Below are 24236 nucleotides of genomic sequence, written 5' to 3'. Positions count from 1 at the left end.
TGTAGCCCATCGTGCTGGTGCAGGCGTGGGCACCGGCCGGCACGGTGCTGGCTGCTGATCGCCGAGCGGGATAAGATCCGGCGCGGTGTTTCGGGGCGGTAGCTCAGCCGGTTAGAGCAGTCGACTCATAATCGATCGGTCACGGGTTCGAGTCCCGTCCGCCCCACCCAACTTTCTGCCCTGCTGTTTCGTGGCGACAGGTGGTCACCATGCGAACCATTGGCGTGTCGTCTGACGTATTGGTGGACGTCCTGGCAGCTTTTTGGTCATACTTGTGACCATGACGACACTGCCGTTGGGGGAAGTGAAGACTCGGCTTTCTGAGCTGGTGGGGCGGGTACACGACCACCACGAGCGGGTGACGGTCACGGTGCACGGCCGGCCGTCCGCCGTGCTGGTTTCGGTGGAGGATCTGGAGCGGCTCGAGGAAACCGTCGCGATTCTCGGGGATGCGGGCACCCTGCGGCGGCTGGCCGACTCCGACGCGGAACTGGCCCGAGGTGAAGAGGTGTCCGCCGACCAGCTTGCGGAGACCATTCGCGCCCGTCGCGCCTCGGCCGCGTGAGCCCCCGGCCGCCGGAAGATCCGTACACGCTCCGCACCACGCCGACCGTCCGTCGAGCACTCGCCGAACGGTTGCCGGAGGCCGTCGCGGTGGCCGCGTACGAGTTCATGACCGGGCCGTTGGTGCGAGACCCCTACCGGGTCGGGAAGCGCTTGCTGCCGCCGTTGTCGGATCGGTTCAGCGCCCGGCGAGGCACCTACCGGATCATCTACCGCATCGACGACGACAACCACACCGTGACCGTTGTGGACATTGCTCATCGAAGGGATGTATACCGCTCCTGGCGCCCCTGGCCCTCCCTGCCCGATGATGCCATGGCATTCAGCGCCGCGAGCACCGTGTCGATGAGCGTGGCTGACGAGGCTGCAGCCCTTGAGGCCGAGGTGGAGCAGCATCCGGACGATCGAGGTGAGATCCTGCTCGAGGCTGCCGACGCATGGCGCCGGGCAGGGCGGCTCGAGCGAGCAGTTCAGTACAAGAAGTGTTGCGGCCAAACGGTCTGAGTACCCTCCGACGCGACGTACGGGAGGGCCCGTCACTACGCGCATCCCTACCTGCCAGCGCTCCTGTTGGTGGCAGGGGTAGCGGGTCGCCGACGATCGTGGCGGTGTGGTTCGCATGGTGGTTGGACCCGGCCGATCACACCTTGAGGACATCCACGTCGTACAGCGCTATCGACGCGTCGCGGGAGGCCAGGGTCAGATTCTCGGTGATCGCCTGGGCCACCAGCATGCGATCGAACGGATCGCGGTGATGCGGTGGCAGGCGGCCGGCGGCGATGGCGTGGGCGTGGGTCACCGGGAGCTCGCGGAAGCCCATGTCTCTTACCCGCTCGGCGAGGTCAGGGGGTCCGGGGAGTTTCCCCGCACGCTGTTTGATGGTGATCTCCCACAGGGTGACCGGGGAGAGGAAGATGTCCGGCTCGTGGCGTAGCCGGTCGAGGAACTCGGTGCCGAGGGTCGCGTCGCCGGTGATGGCCCAGAGCGCGACGTGGGTGTCCAGCAGCAGGGTCATGCGCCGATGCCGAAGTCGGCGGCGATCTCGGCGTTGGTCTGTGATGAGTCCCAGTCGCCGGAGAGGTCCAGTTGCCCGGCGAGGGAACCGACTGCGGTGCGGTTGGCCCGCCGAACCAGCGGCACGACCTTCGCCACCGGAGTACCGGCCCGGTCGATGATGATCTCCTCGCCGCGTTCGACCCGTTCGATGATGCGCGACAGATGGGTCTTGGCGTCATGCATGTTGTAGTGCACGGCCTCGGCCGACATGGCGCAACCTCCTCGGTTAGCTAAGGGCTTAGTCTAACCTTCTTGGCCCCATGCGCCAGCGGTTCGGCTGCTCGGGTCGACGCGGCGCGCGCCGCACACGGCCGGCACCGGGAGAAGGCCGAGGAGTTGTGTACCCCACCGAGGCGATCGGCGTCGAGGCGCAGCAGGTGCTGGCCGATGTCGGGCGCACGACCGACGAGATCGCGGCAGCCGAGGCGACGCTGCACGCCGCAGTGCTCGGCCCGATACGCAACCGGGCGGGTGGACGCAAGCGGGAAGCCGTCGGGCGCGACGCGGTGCTGTCGATCGCAGCCGACGGTCGGCACGCCGGCGCCGGCTGGTACGAGGAATGGCTCGACGGCCTGCGCCGGGACGGTTCGTTGACCCGGATCGTCTGCGGCGGTCTATGTTCGGCGAGGTGGTGACGGTGCGCGACGCGCTGCCCGCGGCCGACGAGCCCCTGCCCGCCTTCGCCGAGCGGATCCTCGACGACGTCGTACCGTTGCTGGTCGGCTAGGGAGTGACAACCGTTGTCAACCACAAAGGTGGGGTAAGTAAAGCCAGAGTCGCGCCGAACGCAACAAGGGTCACGGGCGGGGGAGTTGGTTGTGACCTGAGGGCCATGCATCAGCCCTCGGCCGCGGGTTCGAGTCCCGCCCGCCCACCAGATTTCTCTAACCCCCGGTTCTTGGCAGTGTCGCAGTCATCATGCGCACACGTGATCGAAGCTTTCAGTCTTTCCTGGTGAGCGAGTGATGCTGCATGCATAATGAATGCATGGTTGCTCTCCAGATCCGGGACGTGCCGGAAGAAGTACGAGACGTGCTGGCGGCGCAGGCCAAGGCGCGCGGGCAGTCACTCCAGGCGTACCTGCTGGACCTGGTGGAGACGCAGGCTCGACGGCTGCGCAACACGGCTGCCCTTGATCGCTTCGCCGGCCGATCGGACGGTGCTCGCTCCCTGCCAGGGGAGAGCGCGGCCGAATTGAATGACCAGCGGGAGCAACGCGGACCATGGGGAAGCGCCGCGTGATCGTCGTGGACGCGTCAGTTCTGGCCGATGCCCTGATAGACGACGGGCCGGTCGGCGACGCGGCGCGGGCGGAGCTGATCGGAGATCCGCACTGGGCCGCACCGAGCCATCTTCTGGTCGAGGTCATGTCGGTGATCAGAGGCAAGGTCCTCGGTGGGAAGCTGGGCCTGGCCCGGGCTCAGGAGGCGATCGACACCCTGCCTTCATTGGTCATCGACGAGGTTGACATCGCTGTGCTGCTCGACCGGATGTGGCAGTTGCGGGGCAATGTCACGGCGTACGACGCGGCTTACGTCGCGGCGGCGGAGATGTTGGCCTGCCCACTCGTGACAAGTGATGCTCGGCTCGCCAAGGCCGGCGGCGTTCGCTGTGAGTTCCTACTGCTCACGGTGTCCTGACGGTGGCTGCCCGAGGGTCACACCGCTTATCGATTCTGGCGGTCGAGGTGGGAGGTCCCGAAGCGGTCCAACGCGTCGATGACCACGTCGCCGACGCCGCGCCCGCTGCCGTGGCCAGCATCGTCGATCAGCTCCAACCGTGCCTCAGGCCACAGCTTGGACAGTTGCCAGGGAATGTCGACCGGGCTCCCGAGGTCGAGCCGGCCGTGTACGAGCACACCGGGAATGCCGGCGAGCCGGTGTGCACCGGCCATCAACTCGCCGTCGGCGAACCAACCGTCGTGCGCCCAGTAGTGGGTGACGAGACGCGCGAAGGTCATCCGGAACACCGGGTCCTCGTACCGTGGGTCCGGTCCGCTGCCGGGCAGGTTCGAGACGAGGGCATCCTCCCAGGCACACCAGTTGCGGGCGGCCCGGTCCCGCACGCCCTCGTCCGGATCGGCCAGCAGGCGGGCGTAGGCGGCGGGCAGATTGCCGTCGCGTTCGGCCGCCGGCACCGCGTCCCGGAACCTCTCCCACTGTTCGGGGAAGATCCGTCCGAGGTCGCGGGTGAGCCACCGATGCTCTGCCGGCGTGCTGGTGACGACGCTGAACAGCACGATCTCGGTGACCCGGTCGGGGTGCCGCTCGGCGTAGCCGAGGCCGAGGGCGCTGCCCCACGACCCGCCGAGCAGTAGCCACCTGTCTATGTCCAGGTGCGTGCGCAGTTTTTCGATGTCGGCCAGCAGGTGCGGCATGGTGTTTGTCGACAGGTCCGAGCGCACGTCGCCCGCGTCTGGTGTGCTGCGTCCGCACCCCCGCTGATCGAACAGGACCACCCGATAGACGGCCGGGTCGAAGAATCGCCGCCAGGAGGCGCCGGCTCCGGAGCCGGGGCCACCGTGCAACACCAGGGCCGGCTTTCCGGCGGGGTTGCCGCTGCTCTCCCAGTAGACGTGGTGGCCGTCCCCGACGTCGAGCATGCCGTGTGCGAAGGGTTCGATCTCTGGATACAGGCGGGCCATTTCAGCGATCCAACCAGTGAACTCGCTGCCGCGCACTCCTGTTCTAACGCTGGACGGGGACTCTTGCCGCCGGAGTGTGTCGGCGGCGGATCGCCACCAGGCGGTCACCGCCTTGGCGGTCATGATTCACCAGTGGTGGTCGGGCGGCCGAGCGGCGGTCCCCGTTGACCTGGACGCTGCGGTGCCAACGCTGCGGAGTGCCCTCTAGCTGCCCCGCGCCTCACGGCCAGCCCCATCCGACCCGACATCCCGTTGCCTTCTGCGGTGGAGTCCGTTCGGAGTTGTGCAGGGCGGCACATTTCTTGGCCGTCCCAATGGTCTTGGCAGACGACCCATGAAAGGGTGTCCCGATGGGCATCACCTTAGCTGTGAGTTACCGGACCGGTATCCTGGGTGTTGGCTACGAGGGCCGCTCGATCGATGAGTTCGTGACCGGTCTCGGGGACATGGGCGTCACACGCCTAGTTGATGTCCGGATGACGCCGATCTCTCGCAAGCGTGGCTTCAGCAAGTCGGCCCTCTGCCAGGCACTCGCGGCGCAAGGCATCGTTTACGAGCATCGCCGGGAGCTTGGTAACCCGAAGGAGAACCGCCCCGGGTTCGGTGGTAACCCCGAAGAGTTGCGATCCGCGCGGGCGGTGTATGCCTCTCGGCTGCACCACGCTGAGTCGCTGGCGGCGCTCGATGCGCTCGCCAAGACGGCGCAACGCGAGCTGGTAGCGCTGCTCTGTTTCGAGGCGGATGAGAGTCGGTGTCACCGCCAGGTCGTGATGCGCGCACTCGAGGACCGGATGCCTATCGTTTCGGCCAGTACACGCCCAGCACGCTGAAGACGTGCACACGCTTGGCTTGGTTGCCTACGTAGAAGGCGACGTCACGGTTCGGCGCGCACATCTCTCCCAGAAACTTGGCCTCCAGAGCTTCCCGCAGCGCGGCATCCGAGTAGCCAGCGAGCCGACGTTGTAGCGCTACCAGCTCCCAGTCGATGACGTGCTGCTTGTGTCCGTTGCATCCAGGCTCGTGACACCGGTAGTGATACGCCGCCTTGAAGCGGGGCGCCTGTAGCGGGGATCTACTCCGGCCGCTGAAGAGGTCGGGCTGACTCGCGTAAGCCTCGATCCTGCGCTGCTCGTCAGCGGTCCAGCCAGGGTGCGGCGTGACCTTGAGAGCGCGGACCTCCTTGGGACGCACAAGTGCCAACGATTGCGCGTCAGCCCGCTCCTGAGCGTCGCGGTTGAGACGGCACATCGAGTCCTCAACAGCTGGGTCAAGCAACGGCTGTCGCGACCTCCAGCCGTCGAGATGACGCTCCTTCTGGATCCGATCCATGATCGGCTTCCAACTTTCGCGCCGTTGGTCCTGCCGTGCCGGCTTGACGTCAACGGAGACGATGTCGTACTTCTTGAACGCCTCGTCGCTGTCCAAATGCCGAAAGTTGATCGGGTAGAGGCGTACCCACGTCGGGCGCAGCACGTCCGTCCGCAGCCCCGCTACGCAGACGGTTTCTCCGTACTTCTCAGAGGGGTTCGGTGCAGCCTTCACGGTGATCAGGAGTTGTAGCCGCACGGGGCGGTCGTCGGCCGGCTTGGGGTCAGGCCCGGCCTCACTGGGACCGAAGAGCGACATTTGGGCCATGCGCACCTCCAGCGGAGATAGCCGTAGGTAGTCGTGCGATCACGCGAAGGATTCAGGTTCTCATGGGAGCGGCGGGTCGGCATAGAGGGCGTGGTGCCGCTTTTGGTGCGGGGCAAGACTGGTTCAAGTGGTTGCAGTGCTGGGGAGTCAGCTCGACTGTGGCTGTAGTTGCAACTGGTGGGCGCGGTCCCTTAGCCGCGCGGGTTCGAGCCCGCCCGCCCTGCCCGCCGGCCGCGTTGTCGAGTTGGGGGCCTGGCCGAGCACGCCGAAGGAGGCGTCAGCCGGTGCCGGTCGAAGCGACAATGCCGGTACGCAGGAGTGCGACCAGGCGGCGGGCCTGCGCGGGGTCGGCGGTGAGGGCCGCGCCGCTGGCCAGGGTCAGCACGTCGGTGGTGGTGAGGTCGGAACGGAGTGCTGGTTGCGCACGTCGGACGAGGCGGTCGGCGATCGAGGTGATCGACACGTGCCAGTCACGAAACAGCGAGGTACGGCTCTTGTCGGAGCCTTCCGTCGCGGCCAGGGCGAGGGGGCGCTTGGTGGCCACGTGCACCACGAACTCGTCGAGCCAGGCGAACAGCGCGTCCGTCGGCTCCGCCGCCCCCAACAACTGCTCGCCGCGTTGGCACAGTGCGGCGACCTCGTCGGCATAGACGGCGACGAGCAGATCGGCGCGCGTCGGGAAGTGGCGGTACAGGGTGGCGTTGCCGACCCCGGCGCGTCGGGCGATCACGTCAAATGCGACGTCGTTGCCTGCCTCGGCCAGCGCCTCACGGGCTGCGGCGACGAGCCGCGCACGGTTACGGGACGCGTCGGAGCGCGGGCCGCGCTTGCTAACTGGGGACATCCCCGGATACGTTACCGGCAACTAAGTGGGGGGTTCCCCGTTTAGGAGGCGGAGGGGAGTACGATGCCCATCACCATGGATGACCGGATCACCATCACGGATCTGATCAACTCGCATGGCCACCTGACAGATCGCGGCGACTTCGACGGCCTGGCGGCGCTGTTCACCGACGACGTCGTCTACGACGTGTCGGCTCTCGGCGGCGGCACGTTGATCGGTCTCGCCGCAGCCCGGGAAGCCGGCCTGGCACTGGGCGACGCCAACCCGGTAGCCCACCACGTGACAAATATCGTGCTGCGCGAGACGGCGGACGGCACGGTCAATGCCCTGTCCAAGGGATTCGGGGTCATGGCTGATGGATCGACCGGCAGCGTCACGTACGAGGACACCGTCGAACGAACGGCTGCCGGATGGCGTATCACGCACCGAATCGTGCGAGCCCGACGCAGGCCCCTACAGCAGGACTGACACCAACACGATCCAGTGTCCGCTCATGCCTGAGGGTGTACTTCAGGGTGTACTCGGCCTCCAGAGCAAGATCGTTCCCATCCTGTCTGTGGCCTTCGCCTGATCATCAGGTGCCGGGGCGCTCGGCCGTCTCAAAGACGTCAGGACGGTGGCGGTTTCCGGGCTTTGCTCGGGCGACCCCTGCCGTGCCGGCGGAAACGCTCGGCCGCAGACAGAGTGGTGGGCCAGATCCCGGGCTGCCGCCGGCGGCACTCCGGCTCGCGGCAGTAACACCACCACTTCACGCCTTCGTCGTGGATCTTGTTGCCGACGCAGTCGTGTGTGGACCCGGGGAGGATCCGGGGCATGCAGCCCGGGCACCTCGCCCGGCCGGTCGGGATGGGCCGACCGCCCGATGTGTCGATCGGCCCATCCATCATCGGCTCAGAAGTCCTGGCCGGCGCGGATGCTGGCCACGAACGGTTCCCATTCGTCCTTGTCGACGATGATCTGCTCGCCGGGGCGCTTGGAGCTGCGGACGATCCGGTTGAGGTTGGCGTCGATGGCGACCTCGACGCAGTTCGGGCCGGAGTTGTCGCACCGGTTCGGGCGAACGAAGGTGAGTTCATCCATGGTGTGTTGCTCCTTCAGGTCAGCCGGCCGGGGTGCGGCCGGTCGTCGGGTTATCGGGGCAGCAGGAGGTCGTGGGCGACGAGTTGGGCGAACGCCTCGGCCCATTCCCAGCAGCGGCCAGCGGTCTGGCAGATCGGGCATCGGCCGTCGACGGCCTGGTGCTCGACGAGGGTCCGCCGCCACCGCGCCTCGGGCAGCACCACGGCCTGGACGGGTTGGGCCACGGTCTGCACGGTCATGGCCGCTCACCGGCTGCGGTCGCTGCCAGGACGTCGACGCTGATCAGCACCTCGAAGCAGAACGGAACGGGGCAGTCTGTGGACTCCCACGCACAGTCCGGCCCGTGCCCGTACACCCAGGCATACGCGGGGTCGTGCGACTGGTGGGCCGAGACGATGACGATGACGTGGTAGGTGTGCCCCTTGACGCCGGGGCTGGGCTGCCACTCGCCGGGCCGCACAGAAACCCGGGTGCCCGGTCCGGGCATCGTCCGGGCGGTCACCGGACCAGCCCACTGTGGCGGTGCGCCTGCGCGAGTATCCGGGCCTTCGCCGCCGCCTGCTCGCGGGTCTGGATGCGCTGACCGATGCTGGGCTGGGCCGGAGGAGCCGGTTTGCGTGCCAGCAGTCGCCGCAGTCTGAGGACGATGTGCACGTGTCGCCTCCCTCGCTCTGAGGGACGCGGCTCAACCGATGGTTAACGGTGAGTGACCGCGTCCTGACCTCAGAGTTCCGGGTGCGACAGTCGACCATCTAGACCATGACTGTCCGCAACCGGGTGGCGGACACGTCCCGGACAGTTCAACCGCCAGCCACGGCCAGAGCCTGCCGGTACTCAACCGTCCACTCCGCGCCGCACTGATCCTCGGGGAGCGCGTTCAGTCCCGCGCGCAGGTTGTCCGCGGCAGCGACGCGGTCCCCAAGCGCTAGGTAGGCCAGGCCAAGGCCCATGCGCGAGAACGTCGGCGTCAACCAGTACGCGAGCGCGGGCGGCGGGTGCGATTCGGCGGCGGTGGTCAGGTCGCCGGCCTCGCCGAGGAGCCGCACCGCAGAGGGCCGGTCACCAAGCAGGGCATATCCGTGGGCGGCCTGCACCGCGTCACCAACCCGTTGCAGTGGCGACGATCCCGGGGTGTGGTACGCGGCGAGGAAGTGCCGCACGACGCCCCGAGCATTGCCCCGCTGGCGCTCGATGTAGCCGCGGAAGTTCTCCGTCTGCGCGGCGAGTGGACCACTGTCTACCGCGTCAGCCTCCTGGGCGGCCTCGATGAGCACCCGTACCGCCTGGTTGTCATTGCGCGCCTCGGCGTGCAACCACCCGATGAACTGCGTCCATTCGGCCGCGACGGCGTGCAGTTCGGGCGCGTGGCGTCCTCGGGCCTGGGCCGCGAGGTCGCGGACCGTGTGCCAATGAGGTAGCGACACCGGCAGCATCATCGGTGCGGGCAACGCGTCGTCGAGCCGTCTCTGAGCGGCCAGCACGTCGGCGAGTAACTGCACCCCGACGCTGTCCAGCCTGGTCGGGTTGGTGACCAGGTATGCGAGCCGAGCACCGTCATCGGCGGTGGTGACGGCTGGCGGGTCGACGACCATGGCGGCGAGTGCCCCGCCGGCTTCGAGAGCGGCGTCCAGTTGGCGTGCGACGTCGGAGGTGGGACGGGTGCGTCCGCTCTCCAGGTCGTGTAGGAAGCTCTTGCTGTAGTGCCCGAGGCGGGCCAGATCCCGCAGAGACAGGTCTCGCTCGGTGCGTCTACGGGTCAACTCGGTGGGAAACCGCGGGTCCACGGCAGTACGAATACGAGCGGGCATGTGACGCTCCCAGGTAAAGGACTGGGCGGCGGCCCCGCCGGCCTCTACCCCGGCGGGCCACTATGTACGACCGTACGACTTCAGCACCGCCAATGCATCCAATTGGACAGTCGTCGCGTACAGACGGAGTTCAGCGGTCAGCCCAATACAAGCCGCTCGCATCGAAGCCGTGGGGGAGGTGAGCATGCACGCCGGCCTGGATGAGCTACACGTCATCTGGAACCATGCCGCCGACTACGGCCTGGAATGACGGGTCTCCACCGAGCTGTTCCTGGAGTCGAGTCGTGACCTGGCGCGGCTGTCGGCGGCGTACGACAATCTGAAGACGCTGGCGATGTCGCCCGCCGAGTCGGTCACGTTCATCAAGGAGCTGAGCAAGCATGGAACGTAACGCCTGGCGCACGTCCAGCCGTTCCGGCAACAACGGCCAGTGCGTGGAGGTGCGTGACCGGCGCGTCCAGGTCGACGTCCGCGACTCCACGGCCCCCGACGCCGGGATGCTGAGCTTCGCGCCCGCCGCCTGGGACGCGTTCGTCCACACGATCAAGACGAACGCGCGCCGCCCCTGACCGGGAGGGCCGGCGGCCTGACGACTGCGGAGAACGCGAAGAACACGAAGATCGCCACCCGCCACCAGCTGCTCGATCCGCTCGGGCCGGGCGGCGATCGACGTTTCCAACACGCGGTGTACGACCGCAGTGCGGATGCCGCGGTGTCCCCGCCGGTCACGACTGCCCCGGTCGACGCCGTGCTGGTCTTCGACGGCGTCTTCCTTCTGCGCCGGCCACGCGCGTAACGCCCGCGGCAGAGGGCTGGGTCGGCCGGCGGGCGTGCGTCGGATGCCAGGTCGAGCTGGGTACGGCGCTGACGGCGACGGTCGACGCCGTACCCCTGCGGCCCTTGTCGGCGACCCGCCCGGCCGACCTCGACAGTGCGCCCGGCGCGCACCGGGCGGTCTCCGCGCCGTGGACCTTTCGGGGCTGAGTCAGGACGGGTACCTTGCACCAGCGCCAGAAATCACGTGGGGAGCACGCCGTGACCGACCCTTACCAAGCCCAGCAGCCGCAGCCGCCCTACCCGCAGGGCGGTCCGGTGTATCCGCCGCAGCAGCCGCAGCCCCAGCCGATCGGGCAGCCGGAACCCGGGGCAGGTCCGCCCGACCCCCTGCCGTCGCCGCCGCCGGCCAACTCACGCGCAAAGCCGCTGCTGATCGCCGGCCTCGCCTTCGTCGCCGTCCTGATGGTCGCGGCCAGCGGGTACGCCGTGTACGACGGGTTCATCAAGGAGGATTCCGGGGTTGCCGCCTGCAAGGCGATGGCCGCGGGCAAGAACCCCGACGGCACCACCACGAACCCCGGCGACGACAAGCTCACCGAAGCCGAGTATCGCAAGACCCGCGAGCTGTTCGAGGACTCCCGGCACGAGGACATCCGCAAGCACGGCACCGCGCTGATCGACATCGCCTGGCAGATGACCCAGCTGCCGGAGGGGCAGAAGGAGAGGGCGCTCGGGTTCATCGCGCCGCTGGGGGCCGCGGTGGCGGGTTTCCAGTCGGCATGCGCCGACCAGGGTGTGACCGTCAACCTCAACGACAACTAGCCGCCTACCGGTTGCCCGGGGGACGGGAGATCCACGTGGTCGCCGAACGGCTCGACGGACCCATCCCACCCGTTCCAACCGTCCTGGGTGATCTGCCCGTCGGCGTAGGTGTAGGACCAGCTCGCGCCGTCCTCGCCTTCGATCTGGACGGTGCCCGAGCGGACGAACGGTGCGATGGCGACGTAGAAGGCCGTCGCCCGGTTCGACCACTTGGGGTCGCCCTCGTCGTCGTACCCGAACTCGATCCAGTCTCCGTCGCGGACGATCGAGGCTCTGGCCACCTCCGCCAGGTCGACAAGCGTGCCGTTCGACGGAGACGCCTCCGGCCGGTACCAGGCACCCTGTCCGGCCAAGGCGGCCTGGACAGCGGCGACCGCGGCGGCGTCGTCCGACTCTGGAAGGTTCAGACGGCCCGAGGGCAACACCGTGTATCCCACGGTGGGCACCCTACAACTGTCGATGCCGACCACGGCTGGTACACCACCTGGCCGAGTCGGCCTCAGCCGATGTTCAGCAACAACACCTGGTCGTCGGCGAGTTCGGCGATGCTGTCGCGCAACACCCTCAGCGTGTCCAGACCGGCCGTGCCGCTCTCCTCGAAGTCCATTCCCATCTCCTCGAAGTGGGCGACCAGATCCTCCTCGCGGTGGGCGCGGGGATCGAGCTGATCCAGTAACCGCGGGGCCGGGGTGATGAGTGTGGTGAAGCCGTACGCGCTGTTGATGGCCTCCGACTCGGCATTGAACTCCGACTGCTCCACGTCGATGCCGCGCTCGTCCAGATAGGTCAGGACGTACAGCATGCAGTAGCCGGACCAGTCGTACGTCTGCCGCGCCTGTCTCCCGTGTTCCGCCAGGTACGCGTGGAGCGACGACGGCGATGTGCGGGCCAGGCTGGCCAGCTCGGTGATGCTGTCCCTGGGCACCAGGGTCAAGGACGCGATCGCAGACACCACACTCTCCCTCGTACGACGTGGCCGCCACAGCCTTCGGTCGGTTCGCCGGGCAGGCTACGGGGAGGGAGTGACACCGCTTCGGGGCGGCACGCGGTAGGTCACGTGCACGACCGAACTTGCCGCCCGCGCCGTCACCTGTTCGAGGTTCAGTGGCGGGACACCCTCGAACATCCGCATGCCGGCGCCGAGGGTGACCGGCACGATGTGCAGCCGCAGTTCGTCGACCAGACCCGCGGCCAGATACTGGTTGATGGTGGTGGCACCTCCGTGGATCGAGATGTCGCCGCCACCGGCCGCCGCGCGGGCCTGTGCGAGTGCCGCCTCGATCCCTTCGGTGACGAAGTGGAAGGTGGTGCCGCCCTTCATCGGCTGCGGCTCCCGCGCATGGTGGGTGAGCACGAAGACCGGGGTGTGGAACGGCGGGTCCTCACCCCACCAGCCGTTCCACTGCCGATCCCACTCGCCACGCACCGGGCCGAACATGTTGCGCCCCATGATGACCGCTGAAGCGGCGTCGATCTGGTCGACCTCGGCCCGGTTCTCCTCGGCGGCGTCGAACATCCAGGAATGCAGCCGGCCGCCCCAGCCGTCGCCGCCGTCGTCACCGAACGGGCGGTCCTCGGTCTGGTTGAGCCCGGCCGAGTACCCGTCGGCCGAGATGGTCTGGTTGACGATCACCTTGCCGTTATGTGTGGTCATTGCGGATTCTCCATTGACGTCGGTGTGTGCCGGACAGTCAGCCTATGGCCGCGATGATCAGCGCGATGCCCACGCCGACGTCGACGACCGCGCAGAACTGCGCCCATGAGCGAGTCACCACCAGGTTGACGCGGTAGTGGTAGGCGTCCCAGATGCCGTGCGCCAGGAAGCCGACCCCCGCCACGGCGGTGCCCACCCGCGGTTGCGTCGCCGCGGTCAGCAGCGTGATCGCGCCGAAGACCAGCATGCCGGCGGTCTGCACCGAGAACGTCCGGGTGGGGCTGAGCCGACGTCGCGCCACCGCCCAGACCCACAACGGCACCAGCAGCAGCGTCATCCCGACCGCCGGGTCGACCGGCAGCGTGCGCAGCCGCGCCAACAGGTGCAGGCCGGCCACCACGGCGCTCAGGACGACGAAGGCCAGCCACGCGGTCCCCGGCCGGCCGAGGGCGTACGCCATGAGGTAGATGCCAGCCATGGTGGCCACCGCCGGCCCGAACAGCTCGGCCCGCTCGTTCACCACAGCGATCACCGTGGCCGCGCCCACGACGACGACGAGTGCGACAGCGATCGGCCATCGGTCGGCCAGTCCCGGTCTGCGCGCTGACGGCTGCTCAGTCATGGCCACGATCCTGCCGGCGTCGCGGCGGTCGGCACCGCTTCGGGATCGATCGTGTCCGAATCGCTGGGGCGCAGGGCCGAAGCCCTGGTATCAACCCGTGGGCGCTGCCTGCGTCGCCCGGTAGCGGGCGGGCGGCATCGCGTACCTGTCGACGAACGCCTGCCGCAGTGACTCCGGTGAGCCGAATCCGCACCGTCGTGCCACGGCCACCAGTGGCAGACCGGTCGAGGCCAACAGTTGCGCGGCGGCCTCGGTCCGCACCCGGCGCACGTAGCGCCCCGGCGTCTGCCCGAGGTGCTCGACGAACAGTCGGGACAGGTGACGCTCGCTGACACCGGTGAGCCGGGCCAGCGCCGCGGTGCTCAGGTCGTCGCCGGGGTGGCTCACGATGTGGTCGCTGATCTCGCGAACCATGACGTCGTCGGTGGTCCGGCGGGCCAGGAACATGCTCATCTGGGCCTGCCCGCCCGGTCGATGCAGGTACGCCACAGTGCCCATCGCCACGCCCCGGGCCAGTGCCGCCCCGTGATCCTCCTCGATGAAGGCGAGGGTCAGGTCCAGTGCGCTCGTCATGCCACCGGAGGTCGCGACGTTGCCGTCCCGGACGTAGATCGGTTCGGCGTCGACCCGCACGTCGGGGAACCGGTCCGCCAGCCGTTCGGCGTACATCCAGTGCGTGGTGGCCCTCCGGCCGTTGAGCAGACCGGCCTCAGCCAGCACGGTCGACCCGGTGCAGACCGACGCGACCCGGTCCGCCAGACCCGCCAGCCGTCGGACGTGGCCGACGAGGTGCGGGCTCGCCGCCGCCCGCTCGTGCCCACGGCCGCCGGTCACCAGCAGCGTGTGCACCGGCCCGGTGAACCGTTCCAGGCTCGCCTCGCCCGCCAGCCGCAACCCCGAGTCGCAGGTGATGTCCCGCCGACCGGGGGTGGCCACCACAATCCGGTACGGCGGCGCGGCGCCGATCCGGTTGGCGATGTCGAGACTGGACGTGACACAGGCGATGTCGAGCAGCTCGGCCCCGTCGTACCCGACGACGAGGATCACCCGTTCGCGCATGGCAACAGCGTAGCTACCCCCCAGGGGTATTGGTAGTGCCGGCGATCCGCTGGATCGTGTCCAGTGCGCGACGAACAGATCGAGCATGCCGGGCTGCGGAACTAGCCTGATCCGGTGATGTCGGTGGCTGGCACGGGGGTGCGGGTCAGGCTGCTCGGGCCGGTGGAGGTGGTCGTCGCCGGCAGCCCGCAGGCGGTCAACGGCGTGCGCCGCAAGGCGGTGCTGGCGACGCTGGCGCTGCACGCGGGCCGGGTGGTCAGCGTCGACCGACTCATCGACGTGGTCTGGGGCGAGCACCCGCCGGCCACCGTGGCGAACACGTTGCAGCGCCACGTCTCCTACCTGCGCGGAGTGCTCGGCGAGCCCGGATCGATCGTGGCGCGTCAGCCCGGTTACGTGCTCAACACCGGGCCGGAGTCCACGGATGTCCAGGCCGCCGAGCACCTCCTCGAACTGGCCCGCCGGTCGTCGGACCGCAACGAACGGGTGGCGCACCTGACGGCCGCGGTGGCGCTGTGGCGTGGACCGCCGTTGGCCGACGTGAACGGGTCCGCCTGGCTTGAGGAGCAGGCCGACCACCTGGCCAGCCTGCGGTTGGCGGCCGAACGAGCGCTCGCCGAGGCCCGGTTGTCGGTCGGCGAGCACGCTCGGCTGGTCCCCGGGTTGGAACGGCTCGTCCGGCAACACCCGCTCGACGAGCACCTGCACGCGCAGCTGATGCTCGCCCTGTACCGCGACGGCCGGCAGGGCGAGGCGGTCGCCACGTACCGGCGGCTGCGCGACACCCTGCGGGAGAGCCTCGGCATCGACCCGAGTCCGCGGCTACGGGATCTGGAGTGCGCCATCCTGCGCCAGGACACGGCGATCGCCGCACCCGCGCCGGTGACGGCGGCACCGACGCCGGTGGCGGCGCAACTGCCTCCCCCCGTACCAACGTTCGGGGGGCGCGACGCGGAGCTGGCCACCCTCGACGCGCTGGTCGACCGGGGTGGCGCCGTGGTGGTGTCCGGCACCGCGGGCGTCGGCAAGACCGCGCTCGCCGTGCACTGGGCGCACCGCGCGGCCGAGCGCTTCCCGGACGGGCAGCTCTACGTCAACCTGCGTGGCTTCGACCCGGGGGCCGCACCCACCGAGCCGGCGCGGGCGCTGCACGGCTTCCTGGAGGCACTCGGCGTGCCGGCGACACGGATGCCGAGCGACGAGACCCTGATGGTGAGCCTGTACCGCACGACGGTGGCCGGCAAACGCCTGCTCGTCGTGCTGGACAACGCCCGCGACGCGGAACAGGTTCGGCCGCTGCTGCCCGGCTCACCCGACTGCCTCACCATCGTCACCAGCCGCGACCAGCTCATCCCGCTCGTCGTCACCGAGAGCGCCCAACCGGTGTTCCTCGACCTGCTGAGCCCCGGCGAGGCCCGCGACATGCTGGTCCGCCGGCTGGGGGAGCACCAGGTCGCCGACGAACCCGCCGCGGCCGACACCATCGCCGACCGGTGCGCGCGGCTGCCCCTCGCCCTGGCCATCGTCGCGGCCAGAGCCGCCACCAACCGGCACTTCTCGTTGGCCACTGTCGCCGCCGAGCTGGGCGATCTGGGCGCCTTCCACGGGGGCGACGAGGCCACCGACGTGCGGGCGGTCTTCTCCTGGTCGTGTCAAACACTGAGCCCACCGGCGCTGCGGCTGTTCCGGCTGCTGAGCCTGCATCCCGGCCCGGACGTCGCCGTCCCGGCCGTGGCCAGCCTGGCGGGTCTCACCCCGCCGGCCAGTGCTTCGCTGCTGACCGAGCTGACCCGGGCGAACCTCCTCACCGAGCACACCTACGGGCGTCACGCGTTCCACGACCTGCTGCGCGCGTACGCCGCCGGCCTCGCCGACGAGGCCGAGTCACCGGCCGACCGACGGGCCGCCGTGCACCGGCTGCTCGACCACTGCCTGCACACCGCACACGCCGCCGACCTCGCACTGCACCCGCACTTCAGCGAGATCGACCTCGCGCCACCACGCTCGGACGTGACACCGGAGAGCCCCCGGAGCAAGGCGGCCGCCACGGCGTGGTTCACCGCCGAGCTTCCCGTCCTGCTCGCCGCCGTAGCGCTGGCGGCACGGTCCGGGTTCGAGGGACACGCGTGGCGGCTCGCCTGGACCCTGACCGGCTTCCTGCACCGGCAGGGGCACTGGCAGGACTGGCTCGGCACGCAACGCATCGCGTTGGCCGCCGCGTCCCGCATCGGCGATCAGACCGGGCAGGGCCACGCGCACCGCAGCCTCGGTCTCGCCTGCTCCCGGCTGCGCGAGTACGACGAGGCCGACGACCACCTGCGGCGCGCGCTCGACCTGTTCACCGACGTCGGCGACGACGACGGGTTGGCCCACACCTGTCTCAACAGTGGTCAGCTGGCCGAGCGGCGGGGGCAGCACCACCAGGCGCTCGACCATTCCCGGCGGGCACTGACCCTGTTCCGGCGGACCGGCAACCGGGCCGGGCAGGGGTACACCCTCAACGCGGTCGGTTGGCAGGAGGCGCTGCTCGGCGACTACCACAGTGCCCTCGCGTCGTGCGGCGACGCGCTGCGGATGTTGCAGGAGGTGGACGACGTCCAGGGGCAGGCCGACACCTGGGACAGCCTCGGGCACGCCCATCACCAGCTCGGCGACGACCGGCGCGCGATCGCCTGCTACGAGCACGCACTCGACCTCTTCACCCAGGTCAACGACCGCTACGCCGAGGCGAGCACGTACGTCAACCTGGGTGGCAGCCACCGGGCCCTCGCCGATCTCGGTGCCACCCGTGCCGCGTGGCAGCGGGCACTGGCCATCCTCGACGAACTCGGCGATGCCGACGCCGACTCGATCCGTGCCGACCTGGCACAGCTCGACGCCAGTCGACTGTCCTGACGTCCCCCGCTTTCCGCGTCGTTTCCGAGCCGCTTCAGCGCGGGTCGCCACTCTTCGGACACCAGTTTCCGTGCCGAGGGATGGAGCGTTCGATGAAGCGTTTGGCACACCGTATCGCGGTGCTCGGGGTGGTCAGCGCGACGGTGCTGGCCCTGCCCTCCACAGCCGTGGCCCGCACCGACAAACCGCCGACGAAGGGCACCGACTGTGTGGTCCAGCACCTCGACGACCGCGGCGGGGTCGTCCGCACCGAGACCGAGCCTCCGGGCCGGGTGCACGGCCAGTTCCGCTGCGAAGGCGGGCAGTGGACGTTCGCCTGGGACCCGTTCGGCGCGGACGACCTGATCACGGCCGGCGAGATCCAGATCGATCCGGCCGGTGCCGTCTCCGTCCGGCGGTTCACCGGCCCCGCGCTCGGCAACGACCTCACGGTGGGCGAGATCGCCACCATCGCCCAGGCCGTCAGCGGCAGCCGAGAGGTGCTCGTCGACCGCGCGATCGTCGCGGTCGACGACGGCAGGGAGCGGACCCCGGAGCAGATCGAGGCGCTGTTCGCCGGCAAGGACGACACCGGCGTACGGGTGCTGGACATCATCGAGAAGCCGAACGCGGCCAGGTCGGCGAAGGACGTCATCGACGAGGCCGGCGGCACCCCCGAGACGACTGTCGTCTACTTCAGCCTCTGGGGCGCGATCAAGTCGGTGATCGCCTGGATCGTGGACACGATCGACGAGATCGGTGAGTGGATCGACGACCACTGCGACGCGGGCTCCCCGAACGACGTCGGCGACGTGGTCACATGTCGCTGGTAGCCCGTCCGACCCCGCCGACACCGATCACCGAGACGAGGACACCATGACCGCCCTGCGGGACATCACCAGACGCGTCACCATCATCACGACAGCCCTGCTCGTCGGGCTGACCGCCTCGTACGCCCCGTCGCAGGCCGCCGACGACGAGGCCCGCACGACAGTCACCGACCACCCCGGTGCGCCGGGGACCGTGCGGCAACAGTTCGAGGAGCTGACCGGCCGGCCCGTCGGCGACCTGGACCGGGTGCTGGCCGTCGACACCGGAGGCCGCGACCTCACCGACGACCAGCTCACGGCGCTGATGGCCGGTGAGCGGGTGGACGGCGTCACGGTCGTGGGCACGATGCCGGGCGGCCGGGACATCCTCGGCACGACAATGGCCGACCTCGCCGACGGTGCGTACGACGGCAGGGGTGACGGCGCGACGGCGACCTCGCTGCTGTTCGCCTCGTCCACGCCCGACGGCCGGGAGTGGTGCCTGACCATGTGCGTCGCCGCGGGCAAGAGCATCTGGGAGTGCCTCCTGTCGCGCCGGAGCACCGACGAGATCCTCACCCTCGACCTGGCCGGTGACACCACGGTGGGCGGGACGAAGGCGGCCTTCGAGAAGGTCAACGGCGTGGCCGCCGACGGGCCGTACCGCGTGGACACGTTGGTCGGCGACGCCGAGCCCACGGCGGAGGAGATGGAGATGCTCCTCGACGGCAGGGACGTCGACACGCTGCGTCGGGTGGCGACGGTGGACGCACCGGACCCGGGGTGGGCGCTGGCCGACATCGCCGAGAAGTCCGGCGTCCCGTACGCGAAGAAGATGAAGCTGCACATCTTCACCCTGGGGCTTCCCGTCCTCGGGAAGATCGTCGTGGTGTGCGTCTCCCACAACAACGGCAAGACCTGGAGGTGCGAGGCCCACCGGTGGGGCGGGTTCTAGGGCGTCGGCTGGCCTGATCCGGCCGGCAGTCGTCCCGGCCGGATCAGGTGTGCAGGGTGTCGTTGGGCGACTGGCCGTGCGTCGCTCGATACTCCGCGACGAACCGGCCCAGGTGCAGGTAGCCCCAGCGGTGCGCGACAGCGTCCACGGTCGCCCCCTTTGTCGGATCGGCCTTGAGTAGGTCCTGGTAGGCCCGGTCCAGCCGCGTCCGCCGCAGGTACGCCATCGGTGTGGTGCCCAGCTGGCGACGGAACGCCGCCTGGAGCGCGCGAGGCGTCAGCCGGGCGGCGTCGGCGATCCGGGTGACGGTGATGGCCTCGTCGGCGTGCGTCTCGATGAACGACACGGCACGCCGGACCGGACCGGAGGGTAACGGGACCGCCTCGACCCGGTGCGGCATCGTCATCGCGGAGTTCGGGAAGACGGCGAGTGCGGCCGAGGCGACCTGGTCGATCGCGGCACCGACCACGAGCGGGCTGCGGAGCGGCTCCGACGGCCCGTGGAAGAGGTCGTAGAGATGAGTCGTGGTGCTGTGCCAGAACTGACCCATCTCCCTGGAGACCGGCGTGATCGCCTCGAACCGAAAGTCAACGGGATCGATTCCCGTCCGCTCGGTGGCGGCCTCGGTCACGGTGCGCGGGTCCAGGTTGAGGCAGTAGATGTCGAAATCCCGGCAGGTATTGGTGAACGGGCGGCCGATCGGGTTCAGGAGCACCCCGCCGGGACCTGTCCGCGTCTGGTCCCGGCCGTCCTGTGTCTCGACCTGCCCGTGCAGCACCGAGAGGAACATCAGGTCGGTCAACGGCTCGAGGAAATGGCCCTCGATGGCCGCGCCGCACCGCACCCGGCTCACCACGACCGGCCCCGACTCCACCGACTCCTGCTGGTAGGTGAACTGACCGACGACGTTGTGCGGCCGAAGCTCGATCCCCACGCACTCCTGGCTGATCACGTCGTGCGCCGCCGAGATTTCGTGGGTCTCGTACCTGCGCAGGACGGGCGGACCTGTCGCCTCAGCGCGATGCTGCATGCCGACTCCTCATCGCCAAGCTGGGGGACCGTCGGACGCGTCTGCTTGGCGACGCACGGATGCAAAGAGCACTTGGAAGATGAAGACGGTCCACTGTCCTCAACGACGCCAAGCTCCCGTCGACATGGGTGGAAACCTACCCGCCGAGCCGATGACGGGGATCGGACTGTCCATAATCCGCACGAGGCTAGCCAGATAACGCCGGCCAGAGCCACTGAAAGAGGCCGCGACGGGCAGGACGTGGTAGTTCCGAGAGAGCCGTTTTCCGCTGCTGACCAGTCCGTGGCACAGGCACCCACCGGACGGACGGCGCCGATCGTCCCGGACGGCCGAAACGCCGCGCCGAACACGCTCCGAGCCGGACCAGGCACCGGGCGGGTGGTCGCACCCGGTGTCGGCCGCGCGCCCGAGCGACACCAGGAGACCCATCCATGAGAACCGCCTACGGGCTGCGCATCGAGGGACTCGACGAGGTCGTCGAACTGGACGCCGACAGCTGCCCACCCGTGGGGGGCCGGCCGGTGACCGTACGGCAGCGGCACGTCGCACCGCCGCCACCCGCGCCGTTGAACGCCGACCGGATGGTCCGGATACTCGCCGACGGCCGCACCCTCGACGTGAACCGGGCCAGCGGCAGTGCCACCTTCTACGGGCCGCCGCTCGCCGCGGACCTGCTCGCCCACCCGTACCTCGCTCCGGTGGCAGTGGTGGTCAACCGTTGGGCCGAGCGGGAGACCTTCCACGCCGGGGCGTTCGTCCACGCCGGACGGGCGTGGGTGGTGCTCGGTGGTCGTACCGCCGGCAAGAGCACGCTGCTCGCGGCGCTCGCCGCCCGGGACATGCCGGTGCTGGCCGACGACATCGTGGTCTGTGCCGGCGGCGACGTGCTCGCCGGCCCACGCTGCGTCGACCTGCGAGAGCCGATCCCCGGTCTCGGGCTACCCACCCGGGTGGTCCGCGACGACAGCCGGCTTCGGCTCACCCTGCCCGCCGTCACGCCTCGCCTGCCGGTCGGCGGTTGGATCTTCCTGCACTGGGGTGACCGGCTCGCGGTGACCCCGGTCGGTCCGGCCGAGTTGCTGGCCCGCCTCGTCACCCGTCGCTCCCTGCCCGAGTTGCCCTCCGACCCGAGCGCGCTGCTCGCGCTCGCCGCCCGACCGGGCTTCGACCTGACCCGTCCCCGCGACTGGGCGACCCTCGACGCCACCCACCGACTCCTCGGCGCCGCGCTCACCGGATCGCTCCCGTGACGGCCGGTCCGGGCCGCACCCTCGACGCGCTGGCCCGGCTGATCCGCCACCACGGACCACGTGGTGTGGCAGTGGCGGCATGGACGATGCTGGCCTGTCGGCGAGTACGTCGCCAGCTCGCCCGAGGCGGGCTGGGCGCGGTACGCCTCACCGCGCCCCCGCCCGGCGGCACCGACACGTTGGTCCGGCGGGCGCTGTGCCGCAGCGGTGGCAACTGTCTGGAGAGCGCGCTGGTGCGGCAGCGCTGGTTCGCCGAGCGGGGGGTGCCACGGACCGTGGTGATCGGGGTCAGCGCACCGGCTGCCGGTTTCCACGCCCACGCCTGGCTCGACGGCGACCCCGATCCGCACCGGCACGGGCTGGCCGAGATTCTGCGCCACCCGGTCCCGCCGGCCTGGCTGCGCTGACCGTTGCGCAGGCAGGCCGGATCGTCAGCGGGACCGGCCGACCGGGGTCGCTTCGTCGCGGACCCCGATCGGCCGGCCGATCGGGCCGACCCATGGTGAGTGGCTCGGACAGACTGGGATGGGAGCGGGGGATCAGGGGCCCACCGTGCCGACTGAGGTGTCGGAAAACCGACAATTTCGCCCCCCGAAACGGGTAACCACTTTGACATAGTCATGCAGCTCACTCCGGCGACCGCCTCGGTGCGGCCCCGGGGGTGCGGGATCGAACTCGATTGTTGCCTGGCGGCGAACCATCACGCGACCTGTCGTTCGTGAAATGGCCAGTTTTGTACCGGAACCGGATTGACTTACCGTGCTCGCGGTCAGAAGCCTCGGAGCAGGCCGCGGCAGCGGTCTGGAAGTCTCCGGAAGGCCGTTGCGAACCACCGCGTGGCACGTTCAAACAGATCGGGCCGGATGACGGCCGACGGAGGTGACGGCCCATGCCGTGGACGGGGAACCTTGACGGGCAGGAGCCGGTCAGCCGAGACGTCGTCGAGACTGACGACCCGGAAGAAGCACACCACGTGATCGCACTCCGGTACGGGGAACACCGAGTGCGGATCTCCGGACCACCCGCTCGATTCCGCTACCGGCAGGCGACGCTGCGCGTCGAAGACCTGGAGATCGGTGAGATCCGATACACCATGCGCAACCGCAGCGAGTCGTTGCCCTATCGCGACTTCAGTGCGTTGACGGTGGCCAACGGTCGGTACGCCGCCCGTACCGACGACGAGGAGCTGCGCCTCGGCCCCAACATGACAGGTCGATACCCGGAGGTGGGCGCGGTCCACCTCATCGACGATCTGGCGGCCGTCTCCGTCCGGCTGCCGATGCAACGGATCGCCGCGGCCGCCTCCGTCCGCACCGGCCTGCCCATCGCGAACTTCCACTTCACCGCGATGGCACCCCTGTCCCCGGCGATGGCCCTGCTCTGGCAGTCGGTGACGACGTTCGCCCGGCGACAACTCGCCGTCAACGCGGTGGCCGCCAGTCCACTGGCCCGCGCCGGCCTGGTGGACATGGTGGCGACCACCGCCGTCGCGGTGTTCCCGAACACCACGATGACCATCAACTACCTGCCCGGACAGGCAGGTGTCGGCCGCGCGATCGTCCGCCGGGCCGCCGAGTTCATCGAGGCCCACGCCGCGGCACCGCTGACGGTGGGCCGGATAGCCGAAGCCTGCGAGGTCAGCCAACGCGCGTTACAGGTGGCGTTCCAGCGTTACCACGGGCAGACCCCGATGGCGTTCCTGCGGGCCGTCCGATTACGCCAGGCGCACTGGGACCTGCAACACGCCAAACCGGGGCAGACCGTGGCGGAGACGGCGCGACGCTGGGGCTGGACCCATCCCGGGCGCTTCGCCCAGGCGTACCGCGAGACCTACGGCTGCCACCCCTACGACACCCTGCGCGCCACGGGAGCAGCGGCGTCGGTGGAGCAGAGCCAGTGACGAACGCCGGATGGCCAGCGGGTCCGGTCGCCGCGACTCGGCATAGCCCGGCCGGACCCGGACGGGCTATCCGAACCGGTCGGCGAGCTTCGTCAGCTTGCGCACGTACGCCGGCCAGTCGTAGCCGTCGGGGATGTTGCTGTTGTCCCGCCGCCAACCGATCGCCCCGTCGTGCTGCTCGCGCAGGATGTCGGCGTGACCGGCATGGTCGGCCTGCAGCCATGCCCGCCAGTCTCGCCCAGGCGACGGACAAACCTGCGGCGTCGTGCCGGCCGTCGCAGCCCGGCGGCCCCCGGCGGTCCGGCCGGCGGGCACGGGTCAGGCGCTGCCCGGGGGTCGGCGGGGCACTATCGTTTCGGCGTGCACATCCATTTCGACGTCCCCGCCGACCCCGCCTACCCGGGCCGGGTCGCCGCCGCGCTCAGCCGTGTGCGCCTACGCAGGTACGGCTACATCGGCGCGGTGCTGGTGGCGGTGGGGGCGATCGGTCTCGCCGTCTCGCGCGGGTCCGACCGGGCCGAGCAGATCTCGCCGCTGTGCCTGGCGATGGTCGTGGCCGGTCTGCTGTCGATGCTGTATTCGCCCTGGGTGCGGTGGCGCGCCCGGCGCCGGTCCAGTGGCTACGCGGTCGAGGGCGCCTACGACATCACCGACGACAACATCATGATGCGCAGTGGCACGGAGTCCAGCGGCATCGCCTGGGACGGGGTCGCCCAGGTGAAGGACACCTCCGACTTCTGGATCGTGTTCGTCGGCCGGATGCCGGCGACAGTCATCCCACGCAGCCTGATGTCCGCCGAGGACGCCGAGACGCTGCGCGCGTACCTGGTCGAACGGGGCCTGCTGCGGTGAC

At 69.6% G+C, this 24236-nt stretch carries 34 protein-coding genes and 2 tRNA genes; 19 read left to right on the top strand and 17 right to left on the bottom strand.

Annotation, left to right across the window (positions count from 1 at the left end; genetic code table 11):
* Positions 1-92 precede the first annotated feature (92 nt).
* From ACGFIQ_RS28095 to ACGFIQ_RS28085, 3 genes are all read left to right on the top strand, one after another.
* A tRNA-Ile gene (locus tag ACGFIQ_RS28095) sits at positions 93-166 on the top strand.
* Between the two features lie 114 nt (positions 167-280).
* Positions 281-565, top strand: a complete 285-nt coding sequence (locus tag ACGFIQ_RS28090) for a type II toxin-antitoxin system Phd/YefM family antitoxin (protein WP_357070883.1) — start codon at positions 281-283, stop codon at positions 563-565.
* Positions 562-1068, top strand: coding sequence for a type II toxin-antitoxin system RelE/ParE family toxin (locus ACGFIQ_RS28085; RefSeq protein ID WP_393248499.1), 507 nt, complete (start codon positions 562-564; stop codon positions 1066-1068). Before ACGFIQ_RS28090 ends, ACGFIQ_RS28085 begins: the two co-directional genes overlap by 4 nt.
* Before the next feature lie 136 nt (positions 1069-1204).
* Here the strand turns inward: ACGFIQ_RS28085 and ACGFIQ_RS28080 are convergent, their stop codons facing one another.
* Positions 1205-1579, bottom strand: a complete 375-nt coding sequence (locus tag ACGFIQ_RS28080; protein ID WP_393248498.1) for a type II toxin-antitoxin system VapC family toxin — start codon at positions 1577-1579, stop codon at positions 1205-1207.
* Positions 1576-1830, bottom strand: a complete 255-nt coding sequence (locus ACGFIQ_RS28075; RefSeq protein ID WP_357070875.1) for a type II toxin-antitoxin system prevent-host-death family antitoxin — start codon at positions 1828-1830, stop codon at positions 1576-1578. Before ACGFIQ_RS28075 ends, ACGFIQ_RS28080 begins: the two co-directional genes overlap by 4 nt.
* A gap of 128 nt (positions 1831-1958) precedes the next feature.
* Between ACGFIQ_RS28075 and ACGFIQ_RS28070 the strand changes: the two genes are divergently transcribed.
* From ACGFIQ_RS28070 to ACGFIQ_RS28055, 4 genes are all read left to right on the top strand, one after another.
* Positions 1959-2255, top strand: coding sequence for a hypothetical protein (locus ACGFIQ_RS28070; protein ID WP_393248497.1), 297 nt, complete (start codon positions 1959-1961; stop codon positions 2253-2255).
* A gap of 166 nt (positions 2256-2421) precedes the next feature.
* Positions 2422-2497 (top strand) — tRNA-Ala (locus ACGFIQ_RS28065).
* Positions 2498-2607: 110 nt separating this feature from the next.
* On the top strand, positions 2608-2862 hold the full coding sequence (locus ACGFIQ_RS28060; protein WP_393248496.1) for a hypothetical protein: 255 nt from the start codon (positions 2608-2610) through the stop codon (positions 2860-2862).
* Complete coding sequence (locus ACGFIQ_RS28055; RefSeq protein ID WP_393248495.1) at positions 2844-3260, top strand: type II toxin-antitoxin system VapC family toxin; 417 nt, start codon at positions 2844-2846, stop codon at positions 3258-3260. Before ACGFIQ_RS28060 ends, ACGFIQ_RS28055 begins: the two co-directional genes overlap by 19 nt.
* 26 nt (positions 3261-3286) lie before the next feature.
* Here the strand turns inward: ACGFIQ_RS28055 and pip are convergent, their stop codons facing one another.
* A complete protein-coding gene (pip, locus tag ACGFIQ_RS28050) occupies positions 3287-4264 on the bottom strand; it encodes a prolyl aminopeptidase (protein WP_393248494.1) in 978 nt (325 codons plus the stop codon).
* Positions 4265-4614: 350 nt separating this feature from the next.
* Between pip and ACGFIQ_RS28045 the strand changes: the two genes are divergently transcribed.
* A complete protein-coding gene (locus ACGFIQ_RS28045) occupies positions 4615-5094 on the top strand; it encodes a DUF488 family protein (protein WP_393248493.1) in 480 nt (159 codons plus the stop codon).
* On the opposite strand, the gene ACGFIQ_RS28040 is transcribed toward ACGFIQ_RS28045, so the two are convergent.
* Positions 5060-5899: a hypothetical protein gene (locus ACGFIQ_RS28040; RefSeq protein WP_393248492.1), complete on the bottom strand. Its 840-nt coding sequence runs from the start codon at positions 5897-5899 to the stop codon at positions 5060-5062. The genes ACGFIQ_RS28045 and ACGFIQ_RS28040 overlap by 35 nt on opposite strands.
* Positions 5900-6176: 277 nt before the next feature.
* On the bottom strand, positions 6177-6743 hold the full coding sequence (locus tag ACGFIQ_RS28035; protein WP_393248491.1) for a TetR/AcrR family transcriptional regulator: 567 nt from the start codon (positions 6741-6743) through the stop codon (positions 6177-6179).
* A gap of 63 nt (positions 6744-6806) precedes the next feature.
* Here ACGFIQ_RS28035 and ACGFIQ_RS28030 point away from each other — a divergent pair, with 63 nt between their 5' ends.
* Positions 6807-7211 carry a nuclear transport factor 2 family protein gene (locus ACGFIQ_RS28030; protein ID WP_393248490.1) on the top strand — a complete coding sequence of 135 codons (405 nt, stop codon included), beginning with the start codon at positions 6807-6809 and terminating at the stop codon, positions 7209-7211.
* Between the two features lie 423 nt (positions 7212-7634).
* Here ACGFIQ_RS28030 and ACGFIQ_RS28025 read toward each other — a convergent pair whose 3' ends face one another.
* The 5 genes from ACGFIQ_RS28025 to ACGFIQ_RS28005 form a co-directional block, all read right to left on the bottom strand.
* On the bottom strand, positions 7635-7823 hold the full coding sequence (locus tag ACGFIQ_RS28025) for a DUF397 domain-containing protein (RefSeq protein WP_393248489.1): 189 nt from the start codon (positions 7821-7823) through the stop codon (positions 7635-7637).
* 50 nt (positions 7824-7873) lie between these two features.
* The gene (locus tag ACGFIQ_RS28020; protein ID WP_393248488.1) at positions 7874-8062 is read right to left on the bottom strand and encodes a hypothetical protein; all 189 of its coding nucleotides are present in this window, start codon (positions 8060-8062) and stop codon (positions 7874-7876) included.
* Positions 8059-8325 (bottom strand): hypothetical protein, encoded by a 267-nt coding sequence (locus ACGFIQ_RS28015; RefSeq protein ID WP_393248487.1) that lies wholly within the window; start codon positions 8323-8325, stop codon positions 8059-8061. The genes ACGFIQ_RS28020 and ACGFIQ_RS28015 overlap by 4 nt, the downstream gene beginning before the upstream one ends.
* Positions 8322-8477 (bottom strand): hypothetical protein, encoded by a 156-nt coding sequence (locus ACGFIQ_RS28010; protein WP_393248486.1) that lies wholly within the window; start codon positions 8475-8477, stop codon positions 8322-8324. Before ACGFIQ_RS28010 ends, ACGFIQ_RS28015 begins: the two co-directional genes overlap by 4 nt.
* 146 nt (positions 8478-8623) lie before the next feature.
* Positions 8624-9631 carry a multiprotein-bridging factor 1 family protein gene (locus tag ACGFIQ_RS28005; protein ID WP_393248485.1) on the bottom strand — a complete coding sequence of 336 codons (1008 nt, stop codon included), beginning with the start codon at positions 9629-9631 and terminating at the stop codon, positions 8624-8626.
* Positions 9632-9896: 265 nt separating this feature from the next.
* Here ACGFIQ_RS28005 and ACGFIQ_RS28000 point away from each other — a divergent pair, with 265 nt between their 5' ends.
* From ACGFIQ_RS28000 to ACGFIQ_RS27990, 3 genes are all read left to right on the top strand, one after another.
* Complete coding sequence (locus ACGFIQ_RS28000) at positions 9897-10022, top strand: Scr1 family TA system antitoxin-like transcriptional regulator (RefSeq protein ID WP_393248618.1); 126 nt, start codon at positions 9897-9899, stop codon at positions 10020-10022.
* On the top strand, positions 10012-10200 hold the full coding sequence (locus tag ACGFIQ_RS27995) for a DUF397 domain-containing protein (protein ID WP_393248484.1): 189 nt from the start codon (positions 10012-10014) through the stop codon (positions 10198-10200). The genes ACGFIQ_RS28000 and ACGFIQ_RS27995 overlap by 11 nt, the downstream gene beginning before the upstream one ends.
* 466 nt (positions 10201-10666) lie before the next feature.
* Positions 10667-11230, top strand: a complete 564-nt coding sequence (locus tag ACGFIQ_RS27990; RefSeq protein ID WP_393248483.1) for a hypothetical protein — start codon at positions 10667-10669, stop codon at positions 11228-11230.
* On the opposite strand, the gene ACGFIQ_RS27985 is transcribed toward ACGFIQ_RS27990, so the two are convergent.
* The 5 genes from ACGFIQ_RS27985 to ACGFIQ_RS27965 form a co-directional block, all read right to left on the bottom strand.
* Positions 11227-11676, bottom strand: a complete 450-nt coding sequence (locus ACGFIQ_RS27985; protein ID WP_393248482.1) for a hypothetical protein — start codon at positions 11674-11676, stop codon at positions 11227-11229. The two genes, ACGFIQ_RS27990 and ACGFIQ_RS27985, sit on opposite strands and share 4 nt — an antisense overlap.
* 53 nt (positions 11677-11729) lie before the next feature.
* Positions 11730-12182: a hypothetical protein gene (locus tag ACGFIQ_RS27980; RefSeq protein ID WP_393248481.1), complete on the bottom strand. Its 453-nt coding sequence runs from the start codon at positions 12180-12182 to the stop codon at positions 11730-11732.
* Positions 12183-12239: 57 nt separating this feature from the next.
* Entirely contained in the window at positions 12240-12884 is a 645-nt protein-coding gene (locus tag ACGFIQ_RS27975) for a dihydrofolate reductase family protein (protein WP_393248480.1), read from the bottom strand.
* Positions 12885-12921: 37 nt separating this feature from the next.
* The gene (locus ACGFIQ_RS27970; protein ID WP_393248479.1) at positions 12922-13506 is read right to left on the bottom strand and encodes a hypothetical protein; all 585 of its coding nucleotides are present in this window, start codon (positions 13504-13506) and stop codon (positions 12922-12924) included.
* Between the two features lie 90 nt (positions 13507-13596).
* Positions 13597-14565 carry a GlxA family transcriptional regulator gene (locus ACGFIQ_RS27965; protein ID WP_393248478.1) on the bottom strand — a complete coding sequence of 323 codons (969 nt, stop codon included), beginning with the start codon at positions 14563-14565 and terminating at the stop codon, positions 13597-13599.
* A gap of 117 nt (positions 14566-14682) precedes the next feature.
* On the opposite strand from ACGFIQ_RS27965, the gene ACGFIQ_RS27960 reads away from it, so the two are divergent.
* From ACGFIQ_RS27960 to ACGFIQ_RS27950, 3 genes are all read left to right on the top strand, one after another.
* A complete protein-coding gene (locus ACGFIQ_RS27960) occupies positions 14683-17460 on the top strand; it encodes a BTAD domain-containing putative transcriptional regulator (RefSeq protein WP_393248617.1) in 2778 nt (925 codons plus the stop codon).
* Positions 17461-17552: 92 nt separating this feature from the next.
* Positions 17553-18272, top strand: coding sequence for a hypothetical protein (locus ACGFIQ_RS27955; protein ID WP_393248477.1), 720 nt, complete (start codon positions 17553-17555; stop codon positions 18270-18272).
* Between the two features lie 43 nt (positions 18273-18315).
* Complete coding sequence (locus tag ACGFIQ_RS27950; RefSeq protein WP_393248476.1) at positions 18316-19203, top strand: hypothetical protein; 888 nt, start codon at positions 18316-18318, stop codon at positions 19201-19203.
* Between the two features lie 43 nt (positions 19204-19246).
* Here ACGFIQ_RS27950 and ACGFIQ_RS27945 read toward each other — a convergent pair whose 3' ends face one another.
* Positions 19247-20233, bottom strand: a complete 987-nt coding sequence (locus ACGFIQ_RS27945; protein ID WP_393248475.1) for an AraC family transcriptional regulator — start codon at positions 20231-20233, stop codon at positions 19247-19249.
* A gap of 431 nt (positions 20234-20664) precedes the next feature.
* On the opposite strand from ACGFIQ_RS27945, the gene ACGFIQ_RS27940 reads away from it, so the two are divergent.
* The 3 genes from ACGFIQ_RS27940 (at position 20665) to ACGFIQ_RS27930 (ending at position 23383) form a co-directional block, all read left to right on the top strand.
* Complete coding sequence (locus ACGFIQ_RS27940) at positions 20665-21483, top strand: hypothetical protein (protein ID WP_393248474.1); 819 nt, start codon at positions 20665-20667, stop codon at positions 21481-21483.
* A complete protein-coding gene (locus tag ACGFIQ_RS27935) occupies positions 21480-21890 on the top strand; it encodes a lasso peptide biosynthesis protein (RefSeq protein ID WP_393248473.1) in 411 nt (136 codons plus the stop codon). Before ACGFIQ_RS27940 ends, ACGFIQ_RS27935 begins: the two co-directional genes overlap by 4 nt.
* Positions 21891-22372: 482 nt before the next feature.
* Entirely contained in the window at positions 22373-23383 is a 1011-nt protein-coding gene (locus ACGFIQ_RS27930) for an AraC family transcriptional regulator (protein WP_393248472.1), read from the top strand.
* Positions 23384-23449: 66 nt separating this feature from the next.
* On the opposite strand, the gene ACGFIQ_RS27925 is transcribed toward ACGFIQ_RS27930, so the two are convergent.
* Positions 23450-23698 carry a hypothetical protein gene (locus tag ACGFIQ_RS27925; RefSeq protein WP_393248626.1) on the bottom strand — a complete coding sequence of 83 codons (249 nt, stop codon included), beginning with the start codon at positions 23696-23698 and terminating at the stop codon, positions 23450-23452.
* A gap of 45 nt (positions 23699-23743) precedes the next feature.
* On the opposite strand from ACGFIQ_RS27925, the gene ACGFIQ_RS27920 reads away from it, so the two are divergent.
* A complete protein-coding gene (locus tag ACGFIQ_RS27920; RefSeq protein ID WP_393248471.1) occupies positions 23744-24235 on the top strand; it encodes a YcxB family protein in 492 nt (163 codons plus the stop codon).
* Position 24236 lies beyond the last annotated feature (1 nt).

The organism is Micromonospora sp. NPDC048898 (genome assembly GCF_043198035.1).
Lineage (GTDB): Bacteria > Actinomycetota > Actinomycetes > Mycobacteriales > Micromonosporaceae > Micromonospora.
The sequence above is the reverse complement of the archived record's forward strand: the minus strand, read 5'-3'. Positions and strand labels throughout refer to the sequence as shown.

Bases quoted from the DNA above. Each gene is read 5' to 3' on its own strand.
- ACGFIQ_RS28090 (WP_357070883.1), top strand. From the start codon at position 281: ATGACGACACTGCCGTTGGGGGAAGTGAAGACTCGGCTTTCTGAGCTG.
- ACGFIQ_RS28080 (WP_393248498.1), bottom strand. From the start codon at position 1,579: ATGACCCTGCTGCTGGACACCCACGTCGCGCTCTGGGCCATCACCGGC.
- ACGFIQ_RS28075 (WP_357070875.1), bottom strand. From the start codon at position 1,830: ATGTCGGCCGAGGCCGTGCACTACAACATGCATGACGCCAAGACCCAT.
- ACGFIQ_RS28060 (WP_393248496.1), top strand. From the start codon at position 2,608: ATGGTTGCTCTCCAGATCCGGGACGTGCCGGAAGAAGTACGAGACGTG.
- ACGFIQ_RS28055 (WP_393248495.1), top strand. From the start codon at position 2,844: ATGGGGAAGCGCCGCGTGATCGTCGTGGACGCGTCAGTTCTGGCCGAT.
- pip (WP_393248494.1), bottom strand. From the start codon at position 4,264: ATGGCCCGCCTGTATCCAGAGATCGAACCCTTCGCACACGGCATGCTC.
- ACGFIQ_RS28045 (WP_393248493.1), top strand. From the start codon at position 4,615: ATGGGCATCACCTTAGCTGTGAGTTACCGGACCGGTATCCTGGGTGTT.
- ACGFIQ_RS28040 (WP_393248492.1), bottom strand. From the start codon at position 5,899: ATGGCCCAAATGTCGCTCTTCGGTCCCAGTGAGGCCGGGCCTGACCCC.
- ACGFIQ_RS28035 (WP_393248491.1), bottom strand. From the start codon at position 6,743: ATGTCCCCAGTTAGCAAGCGCGGCCCGCGCTCCGACGCGTCCCGTAAC.
- ACGFIQ_RS28030 (WP_393248490.1), top strand. From the start codon at position 6,807: ATGCCCATCACCATGGATGACCGGATCACCATCACGGATCTGATCAAC.
- ACGFIQ_RS28025 (WP_393248489.1), bottom strand. From the start codon at position 7,823: ATGGATGAACTCACCTTCGTTCGCCCGAACCGGTGCGACAACTCCGGC.
- ACGFIQ_RS28020 (WP_393248488.1), bottom strand. From the start codon at position 8,062: ATGACCGTGCAGACCGTGGCCCAACCCGTCCAGGCCGTGGTGCTGCCC.
- ACGFIQ_RS28005 (WP_393248485.1), bottom strand. From the start codon at position 9,631: ATGCCCGCTCGTATTCGTACTGCCGTGGACCCGCGGTTTCCCACCGAG.
- ACGFIQ_RS27995 (WP_393248484.1), top strand. From the start codon at position 10,012: ATGGAACGTAACGCCTGGCGCACGTCCAGCCGTTCCGGCAACAACGGC.
- ACGFIQ_RS27975 (WP_393248480.1), bottom strand. From the start codon at position 12,884: ATGACCACACATAACGGCAAGGTGATCGTCAACCAGACCATCTCGGCC.
- ACGFIQ_RS27970 (WP_393248479.1), bottom strand. From the start codon at position 13,506: ATGACTGAGCAGCCGTCAGCGCGCAGACCGGGACTGGCCGACCGATGG.
- ACGFIQ_RS27965 (WP_393248478.1), bottom strand. From the start codon at position 14,565: ATGCGCGAACGGGTGATCCTCGTCGTCGGGTACGACGGGGCCGAGCTG.
- ACGFIQ_RS27960 (WP_393248617.1), top strand. From the start codon at position 14,683: ATGTCGGTGGCTGGCACGGGGGTGCGGGTCAGGCTGCTCGGGCCGGTG.
- ACGFIQ_RS27955 (WP_393248477.1), top strand. From the start codon at position 17,553: ATGAAGCGTTTGGCACACCGTATCGCGGTGCTCGGGGTGGTCAGCGCG.
- ACGFIQ_RS27950 (WP_393248476.1), top strand. From the start codon at position 18,316: ATGACCGCCCTGCGGGACATCACCAGACGCGTCACCATCATCACGACA.
- ACGFIQ_RS27945 (WP_393248475.1), bottom strand. From the start codon at position 20,233: ATGCAGCATCGCGCTGAGGCGACAGGTCCGCCCGTCCTGCGCAGGTAC.
- ACGFIQ_RS27940 (WP_393248474.1), top strand. From the start codon at position 20,665: ATGAGAACCGCCTACGGGCTGCGCATCGAGGGACTCGACGAGGTCGTC.
- ACGFIQ_RS27930 (WP_393248472.1), top strand. From the start codon at position 22,373: ATGCCGTGGACGGGGAACCTTGACGGGCAGGAGCCGGTCAGCCGAGAC.